This is a genomic window from Paucibacter soli, from assembly GCF_037482845.1.
In the GTDB taxonomy this organism is placed as follows: domain Bacteria; phylum Pseudomonadota; class Gammaproteobacteria; order Burkholderiales; family Burkholderiaceae_C; genus Paucibacter_B; species Paucibacter_B soli.
In genome coordinates, this window is sequence record NZ_JBBHJW010000002.1 from 232,097 (window position 1) to 246,891 (window position 14,795).

The 14,795-nt window shown below is 66.7% G+C and carries 15 protein-coding genes; 13 read left to right on the forward strand and 2 right to left on the reverse strand.

The genetic code is table 11. The features are described from left to right. The first annotated feature begins 105 nt into the window (after positions 1-105). The 3 genes from phaR to WG898_RS05795 are packed head-to-tail and all read left to right on the forward strand — an operon-like array spanning position 106 to position 3,303. The gene (phaR, locus tag WG898_RS05785) at positions 106-669 is read left to right on the forward strand and encodes a polyhydroxyalkanoate synthesis repressor PhaR (protein WP_339601812.1); all 564 of its coding nucleotides are present in this window, start codon (positions 106-108) and stop codon (positions 667-669) included. Positions 670-700: 31 nt separating this feature from the next. Beyond that, the gene (rimO, locus tag WG898_RS05790; protein ID WP_339601813.1) at positions 701-2,101 is read left to right on the forward strand and encodes a 30S ribosomal protein S12 methylthiotransferase RimO; all 1,401 of its coding nucleotides are present in this window, start codon (positions 701-703) and stop codon (positions 2,099-2,101) included. Continuing rightward, positions 2,098-3,303, forward strand: a complete 1,206-nt coding sequence (locus tag WG898_RS05795) for a PLP-dependent transferase (protein WP_339601814.1) — start codon at positions 2,098-2,100, stop codon at positions 3,301-3,303. Before rimO ends, WG898_RS05795 begins: the two co-directional genes overlap by 4 nt. On the opposite strand, the gene smpB is transcribed toward WG898_RS05795, so the two are convergent. Beyond that, a complete protein-coding gene (gene smpB / locus WG898_RS05800) occupies positions 3,286-3,771 on the reverse strand; it encodes an SsrA-binding protein SmpB (protein ID WP_339602245.1) in 486 nt (161 codons plus the stop codon). The two genes, WG898_RS05795 and smpB, sit on opposite strands and share 18 nt — an antisense overlap. Positions 3,772-3,808: 37 nt before the next feature. Between smpB and WG898_RS05805 the strand changes: the two genes are divergently transcribed. After that, positions 3,809-4,267: a type II toxin-antitoxin system RatA family toxin gene (locus WG898_RS05805; RefSeq protein ID WP_339601815.1), complete on the forward strand. Its 459-nt coding sequence runs from the start codon at positions 3,809-3,811 to the stop codon at positions 4,265-4,267. After that, positions 4,254-4,586 (forward strand): RnfH family protein, encoded by a 333-nt coding sequence (locus WG898_RS05810; RefSeq protein ID WP_339601816.1) that lies wholly within the window; start codon positions 4,254-4,256, stop codon positions 4,584-4,586. The genes WG898_RS05805 and WG898_RS05810 overlap by 14 nt, the downstream gene beginning before the upstream one ends. Before the next feature lie 25 nt (positions 4,587-4,611). Here the strand turns inward: WG898_RS05810 and WG898_RS05815 are convergent, their stop codons facing one another. Then, complete coding sequence (locus WG898_RS05815; protein ID WP_339601817.1) at positions 4,612-5,139, reverse strand: DUF4124 domain-containing protein; 528 nt, start codon at positions 5,137-5,139, stop codon at positions 4,612-4,614. 95 nt (positions 5,140-5,234) lie between these two features. Here WG898_RS05815 and guaB point away from each other — a divergent pair, with 95 nt between their 5' ends. The 8 genes from guaB (at position 5,235) to WG898_RS05855 (ending at position 14,795) form a co-directional block, all read left to right on the forward strand. Beyond that, positions 5,235-6,704 (forward strand): IMP dehydrogenase, encoded by a 1,470-nt coding sequence (guaB, locus tag WG898_RS05820; RefSeq protein ID WP_339601818.1) that lies wholly within the window; start codon positions 5,235-5,237, stop codon positions 6,702-6,704. A 61-nt stretch (positions 6,705-6,765) separates the two neighbouring features. Beyond that, a complete protein-coding gene (locus tag WG898_RS05825) occupies positions 6,766-8,052 on the forward strand; it encodes an MFS transporter (RefSeq protein ID WP_339601819.1) in 1,287 nt (428 codons plus the stop codon). A 13-nt stretch (positions 8,053-8,065) separates the two neighbouring features. Beyond that, on the forward strand, positions 8,066-9,670 hold the full coding sequence (guaA, locus tag WG898_RS05830; RefSeq protein ID WP_339601820.1) for a glutamine-hydrolyzing GMP synthase: 1,605 nt from the start codon (positions 8,066-8,068) through the stop codon (positions 9,668-9,670). 26 nt (positions 9,671-9,696) lie between these two features. Beyond that, positions 9,697-10,323, forward strand: a complete 627-nt coding sequence (locus WG898_RS05835; RefSeq protein ID WP_339601821.1) for a 2'-5' RNA ligase family protein — start codon at positions 9,697-9,699, stop codon at positions 10,321-10,323. Between the two features lie 69 nt (positions 10,324-10,392). Next, complete coding sequence (locus WG898_RS05840; RefSeq protein ID WP_339601822.1) at positions 10,393-11,997, forward strand: hybrid sensor histidine kinase/response regulator; 1,605 nt, start codon at positions 10,393-10,395, stop codon at positions 11,995-11,997. A 17-nt stretch (positions 11,998-12,014) separates the two neighbouring features. After that, positions 12,015-12,398 carry a response regulator gene (locus tag WG898_RS05845; RefSeq protein WP_339601823.1) on the forward strand — a complete coding sequence of 128 codons (384 nt, stop codon included), beginning with the start codon at positions 12,015-12,017 and terminating at the stop codon, positions 12,396-12,398. Continuing rightward, on the forward strand, positions 12,391-14,043 hold the full coding sequence (locus WG898_RS05850; protein WP_339601824.1) for a diguanylate cyclase: 1,653 nt from the start codon (positions 12,391-12,393) through the stop codon (positions 14,041-14,043). Before WG898_RS05845 ends, WG898_RS05850 begins: the two co-directional genes overlap by 8 nt. Further along, on the forward strand, positions 14,040-14,795 hold the full coding sequence (locus WG898_RS05855) for an Hpt domain-containing protein (RefSeq protein ID WP_339601825.1): 756 nt from the start codon (positions 14,040-14,042) through the stop codon (positions 14,793-14,795). The genes WG898_RS05850 and WG898_RS05855 overlap by 4 nt, the downstream gene beginning before the upstream one ends.

Below are 14,795 nucleotides of genomic sequence, written 5' to 3' on the forward strand. Positions count from 1 at the left end.
CTGCGCGAACGCCGCCCGCGCAGGGGTAAACCCGTCAGCCCCGCCGGCCGCCGACTCCTAGAATCTGCTGCAGTACAGCAAGAGTTTTCCTGGGAGTTTTCATACATGGTCACTGCCCGTCGCGGCAAGTCTGCCTCTGCGGAAGGCACAGTTGCCGGTCCGCGCGTACTCAAGAAGTACCCGAACCGCCGCCTCTACGACACCCATACCAGCAGCTACATCACCCTCAGCGATGTCAAGAAAATGGTGCTGGAAGGCATTGCCTTCGAGGTGCGCGACGCCAAGACGGCCGAGGACCTGACGCGCTCCATCCTGCTGCAGATCATCCTGGAGGAGGAGACCGGCGGCATGCCCATGTTCACCACCCAGCTGCTGGAGCAGATCATCCGCTTCTATGGCAATGCGATGCAGGGCGTGATGGGCGCCTATCTGGAAAAGAATATGCAGACCTTTGGCGAGCTGCAGAGCAAGTTCACCGAACAGAGCAAGGGCCTGCCCTTCAGCCCCGAGCTGTGGTCGCAGTTTCTCAGCGGCCAGTCGCCGGTGATGCAGGGCCTGATGGGCAACTATGTCGAGCAGTCCAAGAACCTGATCGAGCAGATGACCGAGCAGATGCAGAAGGCCTTCCCCGGCATGCCTGGCATGCCGGGATTTCCGCCCAAGAAATAGTGGCGCCGGTCGGGGCTGAGATAATCGCGGGATGAATGAAGCACCCGTCCAGAACTCCGCCCCCAAGATCGGCTTCGTGAGCCTCGGCTGCCCCAAGGCGCTGACCGACTCCGAGCTCATCCTCACGCAGCTGCGTGCGGAGGGGTATGAAACCTCCAAGACCTTTGCCGGCGCCGACCTGGTGATCGTCAACACCTGCGGCTTCATCGACGACGCGGTGAAGGAGAGCCTGGACACCATCGGCGAGGCCCTGGCCGAGAACGGCAAGGTCATCGTCACCGGCTGCCTGGGCGCCAAGGCCGGCCATGCCAGCTCGGATGCCGGCAGCCTGGTGCGCGAGATGCATCCCAGCGTGCTGGCCGTGACCGGCCCGCATGCCACCCAGGAGGTGATGGACGCGGTGCACACCCATGTGCCCAAGCCGCATGACCCCTTCCTGGACCTGGTGCCCGAGGCGCGCGGCGTGGCCGGCATCAAGCTCACGCCCAAGCATTACGCCTATCTGAAGATCAGCGAGGGCTGTAACCACCGCTGCAGCTTCTGCATCATCCCCAGCATGCGCGGCGACCTGGTGTCGCGCCCGATCGGTGATGTGCTGAACGAGGCGCGCGCGCTGTTCGAGTCGGGCGTGAAGGAGTTGCTGGTGGTGAGCCAGGACACCAGCGCCTATGGCGTGGACGTCAAATACCGCATGGGTTTCTGGGATGGCAAGCCGGTCAAGACCCGCATGCTGGATCTGGTGGCGCAGATGGGCGAGTTGGCCAAGCAATATGGCGCTTGGGTGCGCCTGCACTATGTCTACCCCTATCCGCATGTGGACGAGGTGCTGCCGCTGATGGCCGAAGGCCTGGTGCTGCCCTATCTGGACGTGCCCTTCCAGCATGCCCATCCGGACGTGCTCAAGCGCATGAAGCGCCCCGCCAACGGCGAGAAGAATATGGAGCGCATCCTGCGCTGGCGCGAGAGCTGCCCGGACATCGTGATCCGCTCCACCTTTATCGCCGGTTTCCCAGGTGAGACCGAGGCCGAATTCCAGTACCTGCTCGACTTCATGCAGGAGGCCCAGATCGACCGCGCCGGCTGCTTCGCCTATTCGCCGGTGGAAGGCGCCAGCGCCAACGAGCTCGACTGTGCCTTGCCCGACGCGGTGCGCGAGGAGCGCCGTGCCCGCTTCATGGAGGTGGCCGAGCGTGTTTCCGCCGCCAAGCTGGCGCGCCGTGTCGGCGCCACCATGCAGGTGCTGGTGGATTCCGCCCCGGCCCTGGGCCGCAAGGGTGGGGTGGGGCGGTCGTACGCCGATGCGCCCGAAATCGACGGCACCGTGCGCCTCTTGCCGCCCGAGAAGGCCAGCAAGCAGCTCAAGGTGGGCGAGTTCACGCGTGCGCGCATCGTCGCCACCGAGGGGCATGACCTGATCGCCATGCCCATATGAGCAAGCCGCTGTCCGTCAGCACCCAGCAAATCCACCATCCCTATCGCGCGCCGGCGGGCTGGGAGGCGGTGCCGGTGGGCGTCTACAAGGCCTCGACGGTGCTGTTCAAGAACACCGCCGACCTGCGCACGCCGCGCCCGCGCGATGGTCACAGCTACCGCTACGGCCTGCATGGCACGCCCACCAGCTACACCCTGGCGGCGCGCCTGGCCACGCTGGAGCATGCCGAGCATTGCCTGCTGGTGCCCAGCGGCCTGGCGGCCGTGACCCTGGTGAGCCTGGGCCTGCTGCGTCCCGGCGACGAGGTGCTGGTGCCAGACAACGTCTACGGCCAGAACCGCTATCTGAGCGAGTCCTTCCTGCCGCAGTTCGGCATCACGCACCGCTTCTACGACCCGCTCGATGCGGCGGGCTTCAAGGCCCTGCTGGGGCCGCAGACCAAGCTGGTCTGGCTGGAGGCGGCCGGCTCGATCACGCTGGAATTCCCCGATCTGATCGGCATCCTCCAGGCCTGCAAGTCGCATGGCGTGCTGACCGCCATGGACAACACCTGGGGGGCAGGTCTTGCCTTCAATGCCTTCGAGATTGCGCCGCAGACGCATCCTGGTCTGGGCTGCGACATCGTCATGCAGGCGCTCACCAAATACCCCTCGGGCGGCGCCGATGTGCTGATGGGCTCGGTCTGTACCCGCGACCATGCCCTGCACGAACGCCTCAATCACACGCACGAACACCTGGGCTACGGCCTGGGCCAGAACGATGTGGAGCTGGTGCTGCGCGGCCTGCCCACGCTGGAGCTGCGCTACCGGGCCCAGGATGCCTGCACGCGCGCGCTGGCGGCGTGGATGCAGGCGCGGCCCGAGGTGGCGCGGGTGCTGCATCCCGCCTTGCCCGGCTCGCCGGGGCATGAGTATTGGCTGCAGACCAGTTCGGCCGGCGCCGCCTGCCTGTTCTCCGCGGTGTTCAAGCCGCAGTACGGTCAGCGTGAGGTGGACGCCTTTGTGGACGCGCTGCGGCTCTTCGGCATCGGCTATTCCTGGGCCGGCCCGATGAGCCTGGCCGTGCCCTACGACATGAGCCGCAGCCGCACCCTGGGCCTTCCCTATGCCGAAGGGCAGATCGTGCGTTTCGCCATTGGCCTGGAGGCCGAGGCCGATCTGCGCGCCGATCTGGAGCAGGCGCTCTCAGTCCTTGCCGCTTGAACGCTTATTGGACGGCACGGCGTGCCGCATCAGCCGCCCCTTCTCGCGCTCCCAATCGCGCTTCTTCTCGGTCTCGCGCTTGTCGTGCAGGTCCTTGCCCTTGGCCAGGGCGATGTCGCACTTCACGCGCCCACCCTTGTAATGCAGGTTCAGCGGCACCAGGGTGAAGCCCTTTTGCTCGACCTTGCCGATCAGGCGCCGGATCTCCTCCTTCTTCATCAACAGCTTCTTGGTGCGGTCGGCCAAGGGGTTGACGTGGGTGGAGGCGGTGCGCAGCGGGTTGATGCGGCAGCCGATCAGGAACAGCTCGCCGTCGCGGATCATCACATAGCCGTCAGTCAGCTGGACCTGGCCGGCGCGCACCGCCTTGACCTCCCAGCCCTCCAGCACCATGCCGGCCTCGAACTGTTCCTCGATGTGGTACTCGAAACGGGCGCGGCGATTTTCTGCAATGGACATGGGCTCAATCTGGGCCCGGCTCGGGCCAATACAATCCGGCCATTGTATGAAGCACGTCAAGAAATCCGTTCTGCTCTGGTACTCGCCGCGCGAGATGTACGAGTTGGTGACGGCCGTCACCCGCTATCCGGAGTTTCTGCCCTGGTGCGAACGCGCCGAGGTCAGCGACGAACATGAGGCCGGCATGACCGCTCGCCTGGCCCTGGCCTATGCCGGGGTGCGCCATGCCTTCACCACCCGCAACACTCACGAGGCACCGCATCGCGTGCAGATGAGCCTGGTCGACGGGCCGTTCTCCTCGCTGGACGGGGTGTGGAGCTTTCTGCCCCTGGGCAAGCCGGGCGGCGAGGGCGAGCAACTGGCGTGCAAGATCGAGTTCGAGCTCAGCTATGCCTTCTCCAGCCTGGCGTTGGAGGCGGTGGTGAGCCCGGTGTTCGACCGCATCGCCAACACCTTTGTCGACAGCTTTGTGCAGCGTGCCGAGGCGGTCTATGGGCCACGCTGACGATGGCTTCACTGTGGAGTTGGTCTGGAGCCCGGCGCGCGGCGAGGTGTGCCACCGCTTGCTGCGGCTCGCGGCGGGCAGCACCGTGGCTCAGGCCCTGAGCGCCTGCCCGGACTTTCCCGGCCTGGCGCCGGGGCAAAAGGTCGGCGTCTGGGGTCGGCTGCAGGGGCTGGACACGCTGCTGCGTCCGCGCGACCGCATCGAGATCTACCGCCCGCTCACCGTGGACCCCAAGGAGGCGCGGCGTGAACGCTATCGCGCCAAGGGCGAGCGCATCGTCTCGCGGCATCGGCCGCTGGCAGGCAAGACTTCGCGTTGATCGCGCGTTGAACTCGCGCTGATCGTCAGCGCGGGCAATCAACCGCAATGACGGCGCGCGCGCGCTTGGCCTCGGTGGCGCGCTGCTGGTCGTCCAGATACACGCGTTCGCCACGCTCGTCCTTGCGGCTGATGCGCACCCCGTCCTCGAGCAGGCGCAGCTGGTCCTGCGCGGTTTTGCAGTTCTCGGCTTTCTGGGCCTTGATCTTGCGCTCCTCCTCGGCGCGCTGCGCGGTCTGCTCCAGCTCCAGCTTCTTGCGCGAGGAAACGTCAGGGTCAGGTCTTGCGGCGGTGCTTGCCGCGGCCGCGGGGGCGCTGGCGGCATTTGCGCCCACTGCCGTCACGACGATGCGCGGGCGCTGATTGGGCGGGCGCTGCAGGATGTCTTTTTCCGCCACGCCGGCCGGCGGGGGCAGGTCGCTGTACTGCACATTGCCCGCGGCATCGCGCCACTTCCACTGTGCCTGTGCCGTGCCCGCCAGGGCCAGCAGGGCCAGGCAGACGATGAGGCGGCGGAACCCGGCCGGCGGGTTGGCAATACGCGGTGCGGACATGGGCGCCATCGGGTGCGAGAGGAGGGCTTCAGTGTAGCGCCGGACGCCCGGCGCGGAACTCCGTATAATGCCGCTTTGCGTCTGGAGCTTCCCTCATGCGCCTTCTAGGAAAAGCGCTCACCTTCGATGATGTGTTGTTGGTGCCAGCGTTCTCCCAGGTGTTGCCTCGCGACACCAGTCTTGCGACCCGTCTGTCGCGCAATATCCAACTGAACCTGCCGCTCGTGTCCGCCGCCATGGACACGGTCACCGAGGCGCGTCTGGCCATCGCCATCGCGCAAGAGGGCGGCATCGGTATCGTCCACAAAAACCTCTCGGCCGAGCAACAGGCCCGGGAAGTGGCGCGCGTGAAGCGCTACGAATCGGGCGTGGTGCGCGAACCCTTCACCATCACTCCCAGCGCCACCGTGCGCGAGGTGGTGGAGCTGCAGCAGCAGCATGGCGTGTCGGGCTTCCCGGTGCTGGATGGCAAGAAGGTGGTGGGCATCGTCACCGGCCGCGATCTGCGCTTCGAGACGCGCATGGATGTCGCGGTGCGCGAGATCATGACGCCGGCCGAGCGTCTCGTCACCGTCAAGGAGGGCGCTTCGCTTGAAGAGGCCAAGGCCTTGATGCACAAGCACAAGCTGGAGCGCGTGGTGGTCGTCAACGACGCCTTCGAGCTGCGCGGCCTGATGACGGTGAAGGACATCACCAAGCAGACCAGCTTCCCGAATGCTGCGCGCGATGCCCAGGGCAAGCTGCGCGTGGGCGCCGCGGTGGGCTTTGGTGACGATACCGAAGAGCGCGTGACCATGCTGGTGAAGGCCGGCGTGGACGCACTGATCGTCGACACCGCCCATGGCCATAGCGCCGGCGTGCTGGAGCGGGTGCGCTGGGTGAAGCAGAACTTCCCCGGCGTGGACGTGATCGGCGGCAATATCGCCACCGGCGCGGCCGCCCTGGCCCTGGTGGAGGCCGGCGCCGATGGCGTCAAGGTCGGCATCGGCCCGGGTTCGATCTGCACCACCCGCATCGTCGCCGGTGTGGGCGTGCCCCAGATCACCGCCATCGACAATGTGGCCACCGCCTTGCGCGGCACCGGTGTGCCGGTGATCGCCGACGGCGGTGTGCGCTTCTCGGGCGACCTGGCCAAGGCCATCGCCGCGGGCGCCGACTGCGTGATGATGGGCGGTGCCTTCGCCGGCACCGAGGAAGCGCCTGGCGACCTGATCCTCTACCAGGGCCGCAGCTACAAGAGCTACCGCGGCATGGGCTCGATGGGTGCGATGGCCAAGGGTTCGGCGGATCGCTACTTCCAGGACACCTCGGCCAACAACCCCAACACCTCCAAGCTGGTGCCCGAGGGCATCGAGGGCCAGGTGCCCTACAAGGGCTCGGTGGTGCAGGTCATCTTCCAGATGGCCGGGGGACTGAAGGCCTCGATGCATTACTGCGGTTGCGCCACCATCGCCGATATGCAGAACAAGGCCGAGTTCGTGGAGATCACCTCGGCGGGCATGCGCGAAAGCCATGTGCACGACGTGCAGATCACCAAGGAAGCGCCCAACTACCGCTCTGAATAAGCGTTAGCGGCTTGACGAACGGGGCCTTGTGCCCCGTTCCTCACTTAAGGAAATCAACGCAGTGAGTGACTCCGCAGCAGCCGGCCAACCCGCGAAGCGCGCCGCCGGCATGGGCTTCATCATGGTCACGGTGCTGATCGACATGATCGCCATCGGCCTCATCATCCCGGTGCTGCCGCCGCTGGTGGGCACCTTCACCGGCTCGCAGGCCGACCATGCCTTCTGGTACGGCGTGGTGGCCTTTGCCTTCGGTTTTGCTAACTTCCTGGGCTCGCCCATCCTGGGCGCGCTGTCCGACCGCTACGGCCGCCGGCCGGTGCTCCTGATCGGCTTTTGCGGCCTGGCGCTGAGCTTCTTCGTCACCGCCATGGCCACCGCGCTGTGGATGCTGATCGCGGTGCGCCTGGTCAGTGGCGCGATGCAGAGCAATGCCGCGGTGGCGAATGCCTATGTGGCCGACATCTCGGCCCCCGAGGAGCGCGCCAAGCGCTTCGGCATGCTGGGCGCGGCCTTCGGCCTGGGCTTCATCCTGGGCCCGGTGATGGGCGGCCTGCTGGGTGCCATCAATCTGCACCTGCCCTTTGTGGTGGCGGGCTGCTTGGCGCTGACGAATTGGCTCTACGGCTTCTTCGTGCTGCCCGAGTCGCTCAAGCCCGAGAGCCGCCGGCCCTTCAGCTGGCGCCAGGCCAATCCGGTGGCCTCGCTGAAAAAGCTGGCCTCGCTCAAGGGCGTGGGCCCGCTGGTCTATGTGATCGGCCTGTCGGCACTGGCGCAGTTCATCCTGCACAGCAGCTGGGTGCTCTACACCAGCTTCAAGTTCGGCTGGGGCCCCAAGGAAAACGGGTGGTCGATGTTTGCGGTGGGCGTGATGTCGGTGCTGGTGCAGGGCTTTCTGCTCACCAGGCTGCTGAAGCTGTTTTCGTCCGAGCGCCTCGCCATGCTGGGCCTGATCTCCTCGGTGCTGGCCTTTGCCGGTTGGGGCGCGGCCAGCGAGGGCTGGATGATGTATGCGGTGATCGCCTGCAATCTGTTGGGCTTTGCCGCCAGCGCCGCCATCCAGGGCATGATCTCCAACGCCGCCGATGCCAGGACCCAGGGTCAGACCATGGGCGCGGTGGCCTCGTTGAACAGCCTGATGGCGGTGTTCGCGCCCGTCATTGGCGCGGGCCTGCTGGGCCTGGTGTCCGAGCTGCCCAAGGGCGACTGGCGCATCGGCGCCCCCTTCTACTTCTGCGCGCTGCTGCAAGCCTGCGCGCTCTTCTTCGCATGGCGGCACTTCCACCGCGTGCATGTGTCGGGCCCTGCGGCCAACGCCGCCGCCGCGCCCGCGTCAGTTACCAAGCCTTGAGAGTTGCCACGCCATGCATGACAAGATCCTGATCCTCGATTTCGGTTCCCAGGTCACCCAGCTGATCGCGCGCCGCGTGCGCGAGGCCCATGTGTTCTGCGAAATCCATCCCAACGATGTGACGGATGAATTCATCCGCGCCTTCGCACCCAAGGCCATCATTCTCTCGGGCAGCCATGCCTCCACCTACGAAGACCACGAGCTGCGTGCGCCGCAGGCGGTGTGGGAGCTGGGCGTGCCGGTGCTGGGCATCTGCTACGGCATGCAGACCATGGCCGTGCAACTGGGCGGCCAGGTCGAATGGAGCGACCACCGCGAATTCGGCTACGCCGAGGTGCGCGCCCATGGTCACACCAAGCTGCTGGATGGCATCGAGGATTTCGCCACGGCCGAGGGCCACGGCATGCTCAAGGTCTGGATGAGCCATGGCGACAAGGTCGCCGCGCTGCCGCCGGGCTTCAAGCTGATGGCCTCCACGCCCAGCTGCCCGATCGCCGCCATGGCGAACGAGGAGAAGGGCTATTACGCGGTGCAGTTCCACCCCGAGGTGACTCACACCCTGCAGGGCCAGGCCATGCTGACGCGCTTTGTGCGCGACATCGCCGGCTGCAAGGGCGACTGGGTGATGACCGGCTATATCGACGAGGCGGTGGCCCGGATACGCGAGCAGGTCGGCGACGAAGAGGTCATCCTGGGCCTGTCGGGCGGCGTGGACTCCTCGGTGGCCGCGGCCCTGATCCACCGCGCCATCGGCGACCAGCTCACCTGCGTGTTCGTGGACCATGGCCTGCTGCGCCTGAACGAGGGCGATATGGTGATGGACATGTTCGCGGGCAAGCTGCATGCCAAGGTCATACGTGTGGATGCCAGCGAGCTCTTCCTGGGCAAGTTGGCCGGTGTGAGCGACCCCGAGCAAAAGCGCAAGATCATCGGCGGCCTGTTCGTCGATGTGTTCAAGGCCGAGGCCGCCAAGCTCAAAGCGGGCGACCAAGGTCATAAGGGCGCGACCTTCCTGGCCCAGGGCACCATCTACCCCGATGTGGTGGAGAGCGGCGGCACCAAGACCAAGAAGGCCGTCACCATCAAGAGCCACCACAATGTGGGCGGCCTGCCCGAGCAGCTCGGCCTGAAGCTCCTGGAGCCGCTGCGCGAGCTCTTCAAGGACGAGGTGCGCGAGCTCGGCGAGGCCCTGGGCCTGCCGCACGATATGGTGTACCGCCATCCCTTCCCGGGCCCGGGCCTGGGCGTGCGCATCCTCGGCGAGGTCAAGAAGGACTACGCCGACCTGCTGCGCCGTGCCGACGCGATCTTCATCGAGGAACTGCGCAACACCCGCGACGAAGCGACGGGCAAGACGTGGTACGAGCTGACCAGCCAGGCCTTCACCGTGTTCTTGCCGGTGAAGAGCGTGGGCGTGATGGGCGACGGCCGCACCTACGACTATGTGGTGGCGCTGCGCGCCGTGCAGACCAGCGATTTCATGACCGCCGACTGGGCCGAGCTGCCCTACAGCCTGCTGAAGCGCACCTCGGGGCGCATCATCAACGAGGTGCGCGGCATCAACCGCGTCACCTACGACGTCTCCAGCAAGCCGCCTGCCACCATCGAATGGGAGTGAGGGCTTAGGGGGACGCGAGGCCGGTGATGGATGACGGCAAGCCACATCCCACCGACCGCCTGTTCTTCGCGCTGCGCCCCGACGCCGCGACCTGCGAGCGCATCGCCGCGCTGCAGCAGGCCTTGCGCGCCGAGCATGGCCTGCGTGGCCGGGCCAGCCGGCCCGAGCATTTCCATCTCACGCTGCGCATGGTGGGCGATTTCTCGGGCCTGCCGCTGGCGCTGGTCGAGGCCCTGTGCGCCCAGGCTGGCCTGCTGCACATGCCGGCGCTGGAACTGGCGCTGGACCGGCTGCAGAGCTTCACGCAACGGCGGCACCGCAACTTCCCGCTGGTCTTGCTGGCCGGCGAGTCCCTGGCGCCGCTGCGGGCTTTCCAGGCCGAGCTGGACCAGGCCCTGATCGCCATCGGCCTGGCGCCCGCCGCAGGCGGTTTTACACCCCATCTCACGCTGGGCTATGACGACCATGCGCTCGCCCCGCAGCCGATTGCGCCGCTGCGCTGGCGCGCCGACGAGTTCCTGCTGATCCACAGCCTGATTGGCCGCCGCAGCCATCGGGTGCTGGGGCGCTGGTCCGCAGTTGGCGTCGGCCTTCCGCATCCAGGAGAGCGATCGAGCGCCCCGCCAGGTGCAGGCAGCCAAGGTGCCAACTAGGCCAACGGCAGCGGTGAAACCACTGGCGCACGTGGCCGTCGCGGGAGATGATGCCGCATGGGAAACATTTTGAAGCCGGACGCAAGCCCGCCTCCGACCGGCGAGCCGGTCCCGGCAGACCAGGCCTTGTTGTCGGCAGCGCAGCAGGAACAGGCTCGCAAGGCCTGTTTTCTTGAGAGCGTTCTTGACAACACGCCGGCACCGGTGATTGCAACGAACCGGGAAGGGCTCATCACCAGCTTCAATCCGGCGGCGGAGCGGATGCTGGGATACCGGGCCGCGGAGGTTCGGGGGCGCCTGAACGTGAACGCCCTGCATCTGGACGGCGAGCTGGCGTCCAGATTGGCGCTGCTGGCCTGGCGGGGCGATGAACGCGCCTGTGTCTGGCAGGCCATTGCCGCCCTTGAGCCGGGTTCGGACCCGTCGCTGCAGGAATGGCAGCTGCGACGCAAAGGCGGCCAGACTGTACCGACGCTGCTGACGGTGGCCGAGCTGCGCGACGCCGCGCATGAGGTGGTGGGCTATGTGGGCACGGCGTTGGACATCACCGAGCGGCGCCGGCTCGACCAGCTCAAGGCCGAGTTCATCTCGACCGTCAGCCACGAGTTGCGCACGCCGCTGACGGCGATCAGCGGTGCCCTCGGGCTGGTCCGTGGCGGCGCCTGCGGGCCACTGCCCGAACCGGTGTTGCCGATGCTGGAGATTGCCCACAAGAACAGCCTGCGCCTGGGCTATCTGATCGACGATCTGCTCGATATGGAGCGCTTGGCTTCGGGGAAAATGCGCTTCGATATGCAGGTGCAGGCGCTGATGCCCTTGGTCGAGCGTGCCATCGAGGCCGTGGCTGAGCAGGCGCGCAGCTGCGAGGTGCGTCTTGTTGTGGTGGCGCGGGCAGATGAGCTGCAGGTGCGCGTGGACGCGGAACGGCTGCAACAGGTCATCGTCAACTTCCTGTCCAACGCTGCCAAGTTCTCGCCTCGCGGCGCGCAGGTCGAGATCGGCGTCGAGCAGGTCGGCGCGGCGGCGCGGGTCACGGTGAGCGACCATGGCCCGGGCATTCCGGAGCAGTTTCGCTCGCGCATTTTCCACAAGTTCTCGCAGGCGGACTCATCCGATACGCGCCAGAAGGGCGGCACCGGGCTCGGGCTGGCGATCTGCAAGGATTTGGTCGAACACATGAACGGCCTGATCGGTTACGACTCGGCGCCTGGCGCCGGTACGCGCTTTCATTTCCAACTGCCCATCGTGCAGGCCGCGCGCGACTTTCCCGCCATCGTCGACGCAGCACCGGCCGATGCACCCAGGGTGCTGGTGGTGGAGGACGATCACGACATCGCCCAGTTGATCGTCCTGATGCTCAACCGCGCCGGCATGGCCGCGGACGTGGCCGGCACGGCGCTGCAGGCAATCGAGGCACTGCAACAGTCGCGCTATGCGGCCATGACCCTGGACCTGCTGCTGCCGGACCAGAGCGGTCTGGTGCTGATGCGCCATATCCGTGACCTGCCCGGCCTTGTCAACCTGCCCGTGGTGGTGGTGTCGGCCCACACCGCAGATGGTCGGCACAGCCTGAATCGGGAGTTGGCGCCCGTCGATTGGATTTCCAAGCCCATCGATGAGCAGCGCTTGATCCGGGCGGTGCTGCGCGCCATGGAGCGCCGGACCACGAATTGAATCGAAGGAAGATGCTGATGGAATTGAAGAGGATCCTCTACGCCGAGGACGAGCCGGACATCCAGGCCGTCGCGAAGCTGGCGCTGGAAATGGTCGGCAAGTTCGAGGTGCTGATCTGCGGCAACGGCGCAGAGGCACTTGAACGTGTGGCCGATTTCGCGCCACAACTGATCCTGCTGGATGTGATGATGCCCGGCATGGACGGGCCGACCACGCTTGCCCACCTGCGCGCGAACCCACGCACCGCGGCGATCCCGGTGGTGTTTCTGACGGCCAAGGTGCAGGGCGCCGAGATCGAGGAGTACAAGGCCTTGGGCGCCCTGGACGTGATTGCCAAGCCCTTCAACCCGATGCTGCTGTCGGAGCAGGTGCGCGCCTGCTGGAAGGCCGCCCATGACTGAGCCAGGCATGACGCCCGCGAGCATCGAGGAACAGCTGGCGGCCTTGCGCGCGCAGTTTGCGCTGAACCTGCAGCAGACCTTGCGCGAAATCCGTGAGCTGGCGGAGGGCGAGCCAGCGGCGTCACTGGTCCTCGAGCAACTGCATGCGCGCCTGCATCGGCTGGCGGGGGCGGGGGGCACCTTCGGCTTTGCCGAATTGTCGGCGCAGGCCTCGCTCCTGGCTCAGCAGCTCCATGCCTGGATGCATCCGCGCATCGCGCCGGCCGACTGGCTGGCGTTCCGCCAGGGCCTGAGCGCGCTGGACCGGAGCATAGGGGTGCAGGACGCTGCCGCGCCGCTGCCTGACGGTCGTCGCGGCGGCGGCGCAGCGCCGGACGCGGACGACAAGGTACGTCTGCTGTTGATGCATGCCGATGCGGCGCTGCGCGCCAGTCTCGGCGATGGGCTGAGCCAGTTTGGTTATGCCTTGCTGCCCTTTGCCGATGCAGCCGCTGCCGAATCCGCCCTGCTGGCGGGGGCACGTCCCGATGTCGTGCTGCTGGAGCAGGGCCCTGCGGCGGCGCGGCTGATCGCGCTGCTGCGCGACGAAGGCCCTGGGAGCCGTGCCCCCGTCGTGCTGATGGCCGCGGAGGCCTCGTTTGCCGCCAAGCTGGGGGCGGCGCATGCCGGTGGCGACGAGTTGCTGCCGCTGCCCATCGATGCCCCGACGCTCGCTGCCAGCGTCGAACGCCTGCTGCGCGAGCGCGACCGCCCGCCTTGCCGGGTGCTGATTGTCGATGACGATGTGGAGCTGGCCGAGCATTACCGGCTGGTGCTCAGCCGGGCGGGCATGCTGGCCGAGTGGCTCAGCAACCCGCTCGACGTGCCGGCGGCGCTTGAGCGGCTGCGTCCCGATGTGCTGCTGATGGACCTCTATATGCCCGACTTCAGCGGCGCGGAACTGGCGCAGGCGATCCGCTACGACGAGCACTGGCAGGGCCTGCCCATCGTCTTCCTGTCGGCCGAGGCCGACCTGAACCTGCAGATGAAGGCGATGGGCACGATTGCCGACGACTTCCTGGTCAAGCCCATCTCGGACATGCAGCTGGTTGCCGGCGTGCGCGCACGCACCGCGCGCGCGCGCCGCCTGGCCGAGCTGATGAGTCAGGACAGCCTGACCGGCCTGCTCAAGCACGGCAGCATCAAGGACAGGCTGAGCCACGAGCTGGAGCGCGCGCTGCGTTCGGGCAAGCCGGTCTCCGTCGTCATGGCCGACATTGACTTTTTCAAGAGTGTCAACGACCGCTGGGGCCATCCGACGGGCGACCAGGTCATCATGACGCTGGGCCATCTGCTGCGCCACCGTCTGCGCCGGCAAGACAGCGTGGGCCGTTACGGGGGCGAGGAATTCCTGGCCATCCTTCCCGAGTGCAGTGAGAGCGACGCCCTCGCGCTGATCGAGGACATTCGCATGGCCTTCGGCAACGTCCGCTTTGCCTGCCGCGATGAGACGTTTGGCGCGACACTCAGCGCAGGCGTGGTGTCTTCGGCGTCTGCCACCCAGGCACAGGAGCTGCTCGCCGCCGCCGATGCGGCGCTCTACCGTGCCAAGCATGGCGGGCGCAATCGCGTATCTGGTACGGATAGCGGAGAGGCCCGTCAATGAGCCGCGACTTTGCGTCGATCCTGGCCGTTTTGCAGGCCGGTTTCATCGATGAACTGCCCGAGCGCTGCGCGCAGCTGGAATCCCAGGTGTTGGCGCTGGAGCGCGGCGAGGCCAGCGCGTTCGACGAGCTGTATCGGCAGGTGCATAGCCTGAAGGGCTCCGGTGGCATGTTCGGCGTGACGGTGATCAGCACGATCTGCCACCAGTTCGAAACCTTTCTGAGCCTGGCCCATGCGGACTTCAGGCAGGCCGAGTCCGGCATTGCGCTGCGCTATGTCGACCTGCTGCGCAGGACGATAGCGCCGGAGGGGCGTGACAGCGTCGGCGTGGCAGGCATAGAGCAAGTGCTGGAGCAGCTGCGCGCGCGCAATATGGGCGGGCGCTTCTCGGTGCTGGCGGTGGAGGGTTCGGCCGCCATGCGCCGCCTCTACCAGCAGATCTTCGCCAGCCGACCTTCGGTGCATCTGGTCGTGCTCGACACCGGCGTGTCGGCGCTGGAGCGGCTGCTGCACGAACCCTTCGACCTGCTGGTGGCCTCGCGCGAGTTGCCTGATCTCAACGCCCTGGCGCTGACCGCTGCCGTGCGCGAATCCGGCCGTTGCAACAAGGACGTGCCGGTGATTGTCGTTACCAGCAGCCCCAAACCGATACCCGCCTACCTGAAGATCAGGGCGCGCATACGCCGCGATCCCAAGCTGGCCATGCAGCTGATGAACCACGTCAATGCGCTGAAGGGCGAGATCGGCACCTAG

Bases quoted from the DNA above. Each gene is read 5' to 3' on its own strand.
- WG898_RS05795 (WP_339601814.1), top strand. From the start codon at position 2,098: ATGAGCAAGCCGCTGTCCGTCAGCACCCAGCAAATCCACCATCCCTAT.
- WG898_RS05810 (WP_339601816.1), top strand. From the start codon at position 4,254: ATGGGCCACGCTGACGATGGCTTCACTGTGGAGTTGGTCTGGAGCCCG.
- WG898_RS05845 (WP_339601823.1), top strand. From the start codon at position 12,015: ATGGAATTGAAGAGGATCCTCTACGCCGAGGACGAGCCGGACATCCAG.
- rimO (WP_339601813.1), top strand. From the start codon at position 701: ATGAATGAAGCACCCGTCCAGAACTCCGCCCCCAAGATCGGCTTCGTG.
- WG898_RS05850 (WP_339601824.1), top strand. From the start codon at position 12,391: ATGACTGAGCCAGGCATGACGCCCGCGAGCATCGAGGAACAGCTGGCG.
- phaR (WP_339601812.1), top strand. From the start codon at position 106: ATGGTCACTGCCCGTCGCGGCAAGTCTGCCTCTGCGGAAGGCACAGTT.
- WG898_RS05815 (WP_339601817.1), bottom strand. From the start codon at position 5,139: ATGTCCGCACCGCGTATTGCCAACCCGCCGGCCGGGTTCCGCCGCCTC.
- WG898_RS05855 (WP_339601825.1), top strand. From the start codon at position 14,040: ATGAGCCGCGACTTTGCGTCGATCCTGGCCGTTTTGCAGGCCGGTTTC.
- WG898_RS05805 (WP_339601815.1), top strand. From the start codon at position 3,809: ATGAAGCACGTCAAGAAATCCGTTCTGCTCTGGTACTCGCCGCGCGAG.
- WG898_RS05835 (WP_339601821.1), top strand. From the start codon at position 9,697: ATGGATGACGGCAAGCCACATCCCACCGACCGCCTGTTCTTCGCGCTG.
- guaA (WP_339601820.1), top strand. From the start codon at position 8,066: ATGCATGACAAGATCCTGATCCTCGATTTCGGTTCCCAGGTCACCCAG.
- guaB (WP_339601818.1), top strand. From the start codon at position 5,235: ATGCGCCTTCTAGGAAAAGCGCTCACCTTCGATGATGTGTTGTTGGTG.